Raw genomic sequence first — 9,196 nt, 5'->3', positions numbered from 1 at the left:
GCGGGCCGGCCTGGAGGGCTACGGCCTGAAGATCACCGGCCGGGTGCCGCTGCCCAGCCACGTCACCGCCGAGAACCTCGCCTACCTGCGCACCAAACGCGACCGGATGGGACACCTGCTCGACATCATCGAGCCCGAGACCGAGTCCGGCCCGGACGACGTCCCCACCGTGCCCGGCACCGACGTGCCCCTGCACCAGAACGAGCAGATGTCATGAGCGGACACGGAGCGCCGGAGGTGCAGGCGGTCGACGCGGCGGGCCTGACCCTCGGCATCGTCGCCACCACCTGGCACGCGGAGATCACCGGCTCGCTGCTGGACCGCGCGGTGGCCGCCGCCGTCGCCAGCGGGGTCCCCGAGCCCACCGTCGTCCGGGCGCCGGGCGCGGTGGAGCTGCCGGTGGTCGCGCAGGCGCTGACCGAGCGGCACGACGCCGTCGTCGCGCTGGGCGTGGTCATCCGGGGCGGGACGCCGCACTTCGAGTACGTCTGCGACGCGGTCACCGCGGGCCTCACCCGGGTCGCCCTCGACGCGGGGACCCCGGTCGGCAACGGCGTCCTGACCTGTGACACCGAGGAGCAGGCGCGCGACCGCGCCGGGCTGCCCGGGTCCGCGGAGGACAAGGGCTGGGAGGCGGCGATCGCGGCGTTGTCGACGGCGCTCACCCTCCGCCGGCTGCGCGGCGCCTCCCGGCCGACCGGGTTCACCATCCGACCGGCCGACGGGAGCCGCGCGTGAAGACCTTCGACTCGCTGTTCGCCGAGCTCGCCGCCAAGGTGGCCGCCGGAGACCCGACCTCCGGGACGGTCACCGCGGTCCGCGACGGCGTGCACGCGGCGGGCAAGAAGGTCGTCGAGGAGGCGGCGGAGTCCTGGATGGCCGCGGAGCACGAGGGCGAGGCGCGGACGGCGGAGGAGATCAGCCAGCTGCTCTACCGGGTGCAGGTGCTCATGCTGGCCCGCGGGCTGAGCCTGGACGACGTCTACGCCCACCTCTGACGCCGCCACCTCCGACGCCCCACCGAGACCACCGACCCCGAGGAGACCCCCCGTGCTGCGCATCGCCGTGCCGAACAAGGGCGTCCTGAGTGAGCCCGCGGCCGCCATGCTCGCCGAGAGCGGGTACCGGCAGCGGCGCAGCACCAAGGACCTCGCCGTCTACGACCCCGACAGCGACACCGAGTTCTTCTACCTGCGCCCGCGCGACATCGCGGTGTACGTGGCCGCCGGCACCCTGGACGTCGGCATCACCGGCCGCGACATGCTGCTGGAGACCGCCCCCGCCGACGGTGAGGGGGCCGCGGCGGTCGAGGTGATGCCGCTGGGCTTCGGGCGCTCGTCGTTCCGCTTCGCCACCCCCGTCGAGTCGGGCATCGAGACCGTGGCGCAGCTGGCCGGCAAGCGGATCGCGACCGCCTACCCCGTGCTGCTCAAGCGGTATCTGCAGGACCAGGGCATCAGCGCCGGCGTGGTGAAGCTGGACGGAGCGGTGGAGACCGCCTGCCGGCTCGGCGTCGCCGACGCGGTCTGCGACGTCGTGGAGACCGGGACGACCCTGCGAGCGGCGGGGCTGCACATCATCGGGGAGCCGGTGCTGACCAGTGAGGCGATCCTGGTGCGCCGGGCCGGAGCCGAGGAGATCCCGGCCGTCGCCCAGCTGCGCCGCCGGCTGCGGGGTGTCCTGGTCGCCCGGCAGTACGTGATGCTCGACTACGACTGCCCGAACGAGCTGCTGGAGAAGGCGACGGCGCTCACCCCGGGCCTGGAGGGGCCCACCGTCAGCCCGCTGCAGACCGAGGGCTGGTCGGCGGTGCGCGCGATGGTCGCCCAGACCGACACCAACCGCGTGATGGACGAGCTGTGGGAGCTCGGCGCCCGCGCGATCCTGGTCACGAGCATCCACGCCTGCCGGATCTGAGCTCCCGCGGGCACGGTCCGGGCGTCCCGTTCGTCCCCAGGGCATGCGCGTGCTCACCGTGCTCCTGCTCCTCGCCCTCGCTGCCTGTGCGGCGCCGTCGGGCGGCAGCCCGGCGGGGGACGGCACCGCCGCCCCGGCCCCCGGCAGCAGCGCCGGGGAGGACTCCCTGGTGGTCGAGGTCGACCGCGGCGACGGGTCGGCCGTCGAGCGCTGGACGCTGGTCTGCGCCGGCGCCGCCGAGGGGGACCACCCCGACGCCCAGGCCGCGTGCGATCAGCTGCGCGACCGGTCCGACGCCTTCGCGCCGATCCGGGCCGACGCGGTGTGCACCGAGCTGTACGGCGGCCCGCAGACGGCGACCGTCACCGGCCGGTGGGGCGGGGAGCCGGTCGACCTGCGGCTGTCCCGCACCGACGGCTGCCGGATCGCCCAGTGGGACTCGCTGGTGCCGCTGGTCCCCGAGGCGGTCGCGTTCGAGCAGCTGCCCAGCTGAACGGGCGAGGGCCCTCTCCCGGCACGGGAGAGGGCCCTCGGACGCGTCGGTCAGCGGTTGCGGGTGGTCCGGTCGACGAGGTCGATCGCGGTGCACAGCCCGAGGGCCATGGCCCGGCCGCTCGTGGAGCCGGTGGCCAGCAGCCCGGCGATCGCCGGACCCAGCGGTCGTTCGCCGACCAGGCCGTGCAGCACGGCCGCGTACTCGCCGCTGACCCGCCCGGCCGCCGCGTGCCGCAGCAGCGCGCGGGACAGCTCGGTGGTGCGCCCGGCGGCGAGGGCGTAGACGCCGGCCGCGAAGCGCTCGGCCGACGGGTGGCCCAGCAGCACGAGGCCGGCCATGGTGCCGGCCATCACGTCGTCCCCGGCCGGGGTCAGCCCGGGGCCGAGGCCGACCAGGCGGGCGGCGGTGCGCAGGGCGGCGTCCAGGTCGGCGCGGCGGACCGCACCGCGCAGCGCGGCCAGCGGACCCCCGGGGCCGGCCGGGAGGCCGGGGAGGGTGAACGCGCTGTGCGGCACGCCCTCGCCGTACAGGGCGTTGCGCAGCTGGCGGACGCCCTCGGGCAGCAGCGCGGGACGCGGGCTGGGCAGCCGCGGGCGGGGGTCCCACCAGGCGGCGGCGCTGACGGCGAGGTCGCCGACGACGATGCGCCCGCCACCGACCTCAGCCGGCGCGTCGGGGGGCAGCGCCACCAGAGGGCGGCCGTTGCTCGGGCGGAACAGCACGCAGCCGAGCGGGAGGCGGGCGGCGTCACTGGTGAGGACGCCGACGACCTCGCCCCCGCGCTCGGTGGGCACGTGGAGGTAGACGGCGGCGGGGACGCTCATCAGCACGCGGGCGTGCCGGACGGGACCGCGGAGGAGGCCCGCGACCCCGGTGCTCGCCGACGCCGGCACCGCGGTGGCCGCCCGTGCGGGCGGGGCGGTGCGGGCGGTGGCCTGGGCGGAGTCCCGCGGGAGGGGGATGGTGGGCACCCCGGCCTGTGCGGCCCGGCCCCGCGGGGACGTCGGGGCCCCGGGGCGGGTGCCACCCGGGCCGGCTGTCTCGTCGATCGTGCGCATGGCGGCCTCTTCACCGTGGAGACAACGGGAGGCACCGTCGGCTCGAGACCCCCCGCCCGGCCCCGCGGCTCCGGGCCGGAGGGACTCGGCGTCACCCTGGTCTCGGTGACGGCTTACCATCCAGCGGGCGGAGTGGTTCCGGGTCTCGAACCTAAGCGGCGCGTCGCATGCCCCTGTATGGCGGAAGTCGCCAAGAATGGGGACGTTGGTCCAGGCACTCCTGACAGGGTGTCGTGGTATGGCCGTGTGCATGGGCGTTGTGGAAGGCGGGTGCCGTGACCCAGGGTGATGCATCGCTCACCGTCGCCACTGTGGGTGATGGCGTGGGATCTCTGCGTCGTCGCATGTCGGCAGCGGAGGCATCGGTGACCGAGAACCGCGCGGAGCGCACCACCTGGCAGGAGCGCATGGGGCTGACCCTGCAGGAGGCGCTGCAGCTGCCCGGGCTGGCCGGGACCGACGTGGTCGCCGGGCGCGCCGGGCTGGGCCGCGTGGTCCGCCACATGGTGGTCGACGACCCCAGCGACCCCCTCGCCGTGGCCGGGCCCGACGTCCTCGTCGTCCTCGGTGCGCGGCTGCCGCCCGCCGACCCGGCGAACTACCGGGCCCTGGTCGAGCGGCTGGACTCCATGGGCACCGCGGCGCTGGCGTTCCGCCGGACCGAGGGGCCCGCGCCGGCCCCCGCCGAGGTGCTCGCCGAGGCCGACCGGCGGGGCCTGCCCGTGCTCGCCGTGCCGGCCGACGCCCGGATGGACGAGATCCTCTCCGAGGTGCTCGGCGCGGTCGTCGGCAAGCAGGGCGAGGAGCTCGCCCTCTCCTACCGCATGCACGACCAGTTCATCGACGTCGCCCTCAGCGGCGGCGGGCTGGCCGAGGTGACCGACCAGCTGGCGGTGTTCCTCGAGGGCGCCGCGGTCCTGGGCCTCGGGCCCGACCGCGAGATCGTCACCACCGCCGGCCCGGCCGAGGACGTCGCCGAGATCAGCGACTGGCTGTGGCTGCTGGACGCCGAGGCCGAGGACGAGCTGGCCACGATGGCGCCGTCCCGCCGGCTGTCCGGCGTCCGCGCCGACCAGACCGTGGTCACCCCCGCCGACGTGCTCGCCGACGCCGACCTGTCGCCGGCCGACGGCATCCTGCTGGTCCCCGGCCACCACGAGCTCCCGGGTGGGGTGGGGGAGTACGCGGTCGCGCCGATCATGGCCGGTGAGCAGCGGCACGGCTGGCTGGTCGCCGTCCACCGGACCGGCCCGATGATGGTCGGCGCCGGCGGCGTGCTGGAGCGGGCGGCGGTGGTCTCGGCGCTGTCGGTGATCCGCCAGCAGGCCGTGCACTCCGTCGAGCTGCGCTTCCAGGGCGACCTCGTGCGGCGGCTGGTCGCCGGGTCGCTGCGGCACACCGAGCGAGCGCTGGCCCAGACCCGCTCCTTCGGCTGGCGGCTGGACGGCCCGGTCGTCGTCCTGGTCACCGCCACCGAGACCGCCGCCGACCCGCAGGCCGACCCCACCCGCGCCCTCGACGTCCTCGACCGGCTGGCCGACGGCTGGCGCTCGGCGCTGGAGACCGAGGTCTCCGGGGCGGCGGTCGCGGGGCTGTCGACGGAGATCGTCACGGTGCTGCCGCTGGACGGCCGCACCCCCGAGGAGATCAGCGCGCTGGTCTCGGCGGTGACCTCGCGGGTCAACGCCCGGGTGCGCCGCGTGGGCCGAGTGCTCGGCACCGGCATCGGCCGGCCCGCCGGGTCGCTGTCGGCCCTGGGGGAGGCCCACCAGCAGGCGCAGCGGGCCCTCGGCGTGGGGCAGGAGATCCACGGCACGCAGGCCGTGACGCACTTCGACCAGCTCGGCGTCTTCCGCCTGCTGTCGCTCATCCCCGACAGCACCGAGCTGCGCAACTACGTCGACGAGGTGCTCGGCACGCTGGCCGACGCCACCGACCCGGACTCCGCCGACCTGCGGGAGACGCTGCGGGTGCTGCTGGAGACCAACCTCAACGTCGCGGAGTCCGCCCGCCGGCTGCACTTCCACTACAACACGATGCGCTACCGGATCGGGAAGCTGGAGCGGCTGCTGGGGCCCTTCACCACCGATCCCACGCTGCGGCTGAACCTGCTGCTGGCCCTGCACGCCGCCCGGATGCGCGGGCTGGACCAGCCGCACCGGCCCCCGGTGGACGCCGCGATGACGGCCGCCACCGACGAGGGGTTCGACGCGCTGGTCTGAGTCGAGTAGGAAGGCCCTCGTGGGTTCGGGCATCGACGCGCTGGTGGCGCGCATGACCGACCTCCAGGGCCCGCTGGAGGCCGACCGGGACCCGGCCCGGTTCTTCCACGGGGTCTACCTGCGCACCACCCAGGCCGTCGGGGTCGCCATCCGCGGGGGCGAGTTCGAGGACCCCGCCTGGGTGGAGGAGTGGGACGTCGACTTCGCCGGCCTCTACCTCGACGCCCTCACCGCGCACCGCCACGACCCGGCCGGCCCGCCGCGGCCGTGGCGGCTGGCCTTCGGGGCGCGGCGGGAGCTGCCGCCCGAGGCGCACGTCCTGCTGGGCATGAACGCGCACATCAACTTCGACCTGCCGCAGTCCCTGGTGCAGGTCATCCCGCCGGCCGGCTTCGACGACCCCGAGATCCGGGAGCTGCGCCGCCGCGACCACGAGCGCATCGACCGGGTGCTGGCCGCGCGCGTCGCCGCCGAGGACGCCGAGCTGCACCGCGCCGGTGGACGGCGGAGCTGCCTGGACCGGCTGCTCTCCCCGGCCAACCGCACCGCCAGCCAGGTCCTGCTGCGTGAGTCCCGGCGGAAGGTGTGGGCCAACGCGCGCGAGCTGGACGCGGCGCGGCGGCACGGCCCGGCGGCCTACGCCCGGCGGGTGGCCGACCTGGAGTCCGCCGCCGCGGCCCGGGTCGACGACCTGCTGCGGCCGGGGCCGGTCCTGCTGCGGCTGGCGGTCCGGGGCTTCGGCGTCACCCTCTCCTGAGAGCTGCCCGCGCCGCGGCCACCGCCATCGGCGACCGGGTCGGACTGCGGTGCGGCCCGGTCTTGCGGTGTCCTCCACGCTCTTGCGCTGCTGCGGTGCCGCACGAGCGTCCACACCACCGCAAGAGCACGGCTCCCGGGGTGCGCGGCGACCTCCCCGGACGTCACCTGGCTCTCGAACCCACCCCGGCCTGCGACCTGCCCGCGCCGCGGCCATCGCCATCGACCAGGCTGGTCCGGTGGGCCGCGCGGGGCGGCCCGGGAGAGGAGCACGCATGACCGAGGTCGCCCGCCCGCTCGACGGCAGGGTCGCGCTGGTCACCGGGGCGTCGTCCGGCATCGGCGAGGCCACCGCCGTCGCCCTGGCCGCGGCCGGCGCCGCCGTCGCGGTGGGGGCGCGCCGCCGCGACCGGCTCGACGCCCTGACCGCGAAGCTGCGCGACGACGGGGCCCGCGTGCTGCCGCTGGACCTCGACGTCACCGACGAGCGGTCCTGCGCCGACGCCGTCCGCCGCACCCGCGAGGAGCTCGGCGGCCTCGACGTCCTGGTCAACAACGCCGGGGTGATGCTGCTGGGCACGATCGTCGGGGCGGACCCCGAGGACTGGCGCCGGATGGTGCAGACCAACGTGATGGGCGTCCTGTACATGACCCACGCGGCCATCGACGGCATGGTCGAGCAGGGCTCTGGCGACATCGTGAACATCTCCAGCGTCGCCGGCCGGACCGCCCGCAAGGGCGCCGGGGTCTACAACGCCAGCAAGTGGGCGGTGAACGCCTTCAGCGAGTCCCTGCGCCAGGAGGTCACCGCCCGCGGCGTGCGGGTGTCGCTGGTCGAGCCGGGGGCGGTGGCCACCGAGCTGTCCAGCCACATCACCCAGCCCGAGGCGCGGGAGGCCTCCCGGCAGATGGCCGCGAGCATGCGCACGCTGCAGGCCGACGACGTCGCCCGGGCGATCGTCTACGTGGTCACCCAGCCCCCGCACGTGGCCGTGAACGAGGTGCTGGTCCGCCCCACCGACCAGGAGCGCTGAGAGAGGACCCCCTCCCCACCCGTCGCACGCTCGGGGCGGGACCCGGGAGGGGGCCTAGTCGTGGAAGACCTCGATGCGGGCGCCCATCTCCACCAGGCGCTCGTACAGCTGCTCGTAGCCACGGGCGATGATGTCGACGTTGTGCAACACCGACGTCCCCTTGGCGGCCAGCATGGCCAGCAGGAGGCAGACCGCGGGGCGCAGCGCCGGCGGGCAGACCACCTCGGCGCTGGACCACCGCGTCGGACCGGTCACCAGCACCCGGTGCGGGTCCAGCAGCCGGACGTCGGCGCCGAGCCGGGTGAGGTCGGACAGGTGGATCGCCCGGTTGTCGTAGACCCAGTCGTGGATCAGCGTCGACCCGGACGCCACGGCAGCGATGACGGCGAAGAACGGCAGGTCGTCGATGTTCAGGCCGGGGAACGGCATCGGGTGGATCTTGTCCAGGGGCGCGGTCAGCTCCGACGGCCAGATCGTGATGTCGGCCAGCCGGGTGTGCCCGTTGGCGGCGCGGTACTCGGGGGAGAGGGCGTAGCGCAGCCCCATCTCGGCGAGGACGGCGAGCTCCACCTCGAGGAACTCGATCGGCGCCCGGGTGACCGTGAGCTCGGAGCCGGTGACGATCCCTGCGGTCAGCAGGCTCATGGCCTCCACCGGGTCCTCGCTGATCGTGTGGTCGACGTCGGCGTCGAGCACCGGGCGCCCGTGCACGACCAGCGTGGTGGTGCCCAGGCCCTCGATGCCGACGCCGAGCAGCCGCAGGTACAGGCAGAGGTCCTGGACCATGTAGTTGGAGCTGGCGTTGCGGATCGTCGTCGTCCCCTCCGCGCGCGCCGCGGCCAGCAGCGCGTTCTCCGTCACGGTGTCGCCGCGCTCGGTCAGCACGATGGTGCGGTCGGTCCGGCGCGGGGCGGTGACCGTGATGGAGTAGCGGCCGCCGCGCGCCTCCACCTCCAACCCGAAGGGCCGCAGCGCGATCACGTGCGGCTGCACCGTGCGCGTGCCGAGCTCGCAGCCCCCGGCGTAGGGCAGCTCGAACCGGACGGCCCGGTGCAGCAGCGGACCGAGGAACATGATGATGCTGCGGGTGCGGCGGGCCGCGTCGGCGTCGATCCCGGCGAGATCCAGCTCGTCGGGGACCAGCAGGGTGAGGTCCCGGCCGGTGCCGTCCCAGGTCGCCGAGACGCCGATGGAGCGCAGCACGTCGAGCAGGCGGTCGACCTCGACGATGCGGGCCACGTTGCGCAGCGTCGTCCGCCCGCGGTTGAGCAACGCGGCGCAGAGCAGCGCGACGGCGCCGTTCTTGGAGGACTTCACCGCGACGCTGCCGTGCAGCGGCGTGCCACCGGTCACCCGCAGGTGCGCGGGACCGGACGGCCCGACGCTGAACAGCTCGCTCTCCAGGGCCTCCGAGAGCCGGCCGAGCAGGTCGAGGGTGAGGTTCTGGCCGCCCTGCTCGATTCGGGCGACGGCGCTCTGGCTGGTGCCGAGGCGCTCGGCGAGCTCGGCCTGGGTGAGCCCGCGGTGCCGGCGCGCGTCCCGCACGAGCAGGCCGATGCGGCGCATGACGGTGTCCGCGGTGTTCTCCGCGACGGGCTCTGGGACGGGTGGATCTGTGCGAGGCGTGTCGGTGGCCGTCACGGTCCGGGACGGTATCGGCATGTGACTTCGACTCGCCCGGAGCGCGGCGCGGCACTGCGCGGAGGTGGTCCG

9 protein-coding genes and 1 pseudogene are annotated in these 9,196 nt (G+C 75.3%); 8 read left to right on the top strand and 2 right to left on the bottom strand.

Going from position 1 to position 9,196, the window contains the following annotated elements:
- The 5 genes and pseudogenes from ACI78Q_RS19575 to ACI78Q_RS19555 form a co-directional block, all read left to right on the top strand.
- Window positions 1-217 (top strand): annotated as a pseudogene (locus ACI78Q_RS19575) (bifunctional 3,4-dihydroxy-2-butanone-4-phosphate synthase/GTP cyclohydrolase II); the annotation flags it as partial.
- A complete protein-coding gene (gene ribH, locus ACI78Q_RS19570) occupies window positions 214-738 on the top strand; it encodes a 6,7-dimethyl-8-ribityllumazine synthase (protein WP_456925112.1) in 525 nt (174 codons plus the stop codon). The pseudogene ACI78Q_RS19575 and the gene ribH, both read left to right, overlap by 4 nt.
- Entirely contained in the window at window positions 735-998 is a 264-nt protein-coding gene (locus ACI78Q_RS19565; RefSeq protein WP_456925111.1) for a phosphoribosyl-ATP diphosphatase, read from the top strand. Before ribH ends, ACI78Q_RS19565 begins: the two co-directional genes overlap by 4 nt.
- A 52-nt stretch (window positions 999-1,050) precedes the next feature.
- Window positions 1,051-1,917: an ATP phosphoribosyltransferase gene (gene hisG, locus ACI78Q_RS19560; RefSeq protein ID WP_456925110.1), complete on the top strand. Its 867-nt coding sequence runs from the start codon at window positions 1,051-1,053 to the stop codon at window positions 1,915-1,917.
- Between the two features lie 49 nt (window positions 1,918-1,966).
- Window positions 1,967-2,410, top strand: coding sequence for an SSI family serine proteinase inhibitor (locus tag ACI78Q_RS19555; RefSeq protein ID WP_456925109.1), 444 nt, complete (start codon window positions 1,967-1,969; stop codon window positions 2,408-2,410).
- A gap of 50 nt (window positions 2,411-2,460) precedes the next feature.
- On the opposite strand, the gene ACI78Q_RS19550 is transcribed toward ACI78Q_RS19555, so the two are convergent.
- Window positions 2,461-3,471 carry a DUF2877 domain-containing protein gene (locus tag ACI78Q_RS19550; RefSeq protein WP_456925108.1) on the bottom strand — a complete coding sequence of 337 codons (1,011 nt, stop codon included), beginning with the start codon at window positions 3,469-3,471 and terminating at the stop codon, window positions 2,461-2,463.
- 365 nt (window positions 3,472-3,836) lie between these two features.
- Between ACI78Q_RS19550 and ACI78Q_RS19545 the strand changes: the two genes are divergently transcribed.
- The 3 genes from ACI78Q_RS19545 (at window position 3,837) to ACI78Q_RS19535 (ending at window position 7,483) form a co-directional block, all read left to right on the top strand.
- On the top strand, window positions 3,837-5,693 hold the full coding sequence (locus ACI78Q_RS19545; RefSeq protein ID WP_456925107.1) for a PucR family transcriptional regulator: 1,857 nt from the start codon (window positions 3,837-3,839) through the stop codon (window positions 5,691-5,693).
- A gap of 19 nt (window positions 5,694-5,712) precedes the next feature.
- Entirely contained in the window at window positions 5,713-6,450 is a 738-nt protein-coding gene (locus ACI78Q_RS19540) for a DUF5995 family protein (RefSeq protein WP_456925106.1), read from the top strand.
- 274 nt (window positions 6,451-6,724) lie between these two features.
- Window positions 6,725-7,483: an SDR family NAD(P)-dependent oxidoreductase gene (locus ACI78Q_RS19535; protein ID WP_456925105.1), complete on the top strand. Its 759-nt coding sequence runs from the start codon at window positions 6,725-6,727 to the stop codon at window positions 7,481-7,483.
- Between the two features lie 54 nt (window positions 7,484-7,537).
- Here ACI78Q_RS19535 and ACI78Q_RS19530 read toward each other — a convergent pair whose 3' ends face one another.
- Window positions 7,538-9,124 (bottom strand): helix-turn-helix domain-containing protein, encoded by a 1,587-nt coding sequence (locus ACI78Q_RS19530; RefSeq protein WP_456925104.1) that lies wholly within the window; start codon window positions 9,122-9,124, stop codon window positions 7,538-7,540.
- Window positions 9,125-9,196: the final 72 nt, after the last annotated feature.

The sequence above is a fragment of the Geodermatophilus sp. SYSU D00705 genome (genome assembly GCF_054050135.1).
The sequence above is the reverse complement of the archived record's forward strand: the minus strand, read 5'-3'. Positions and strand labels throughout refer to the sequence as shown.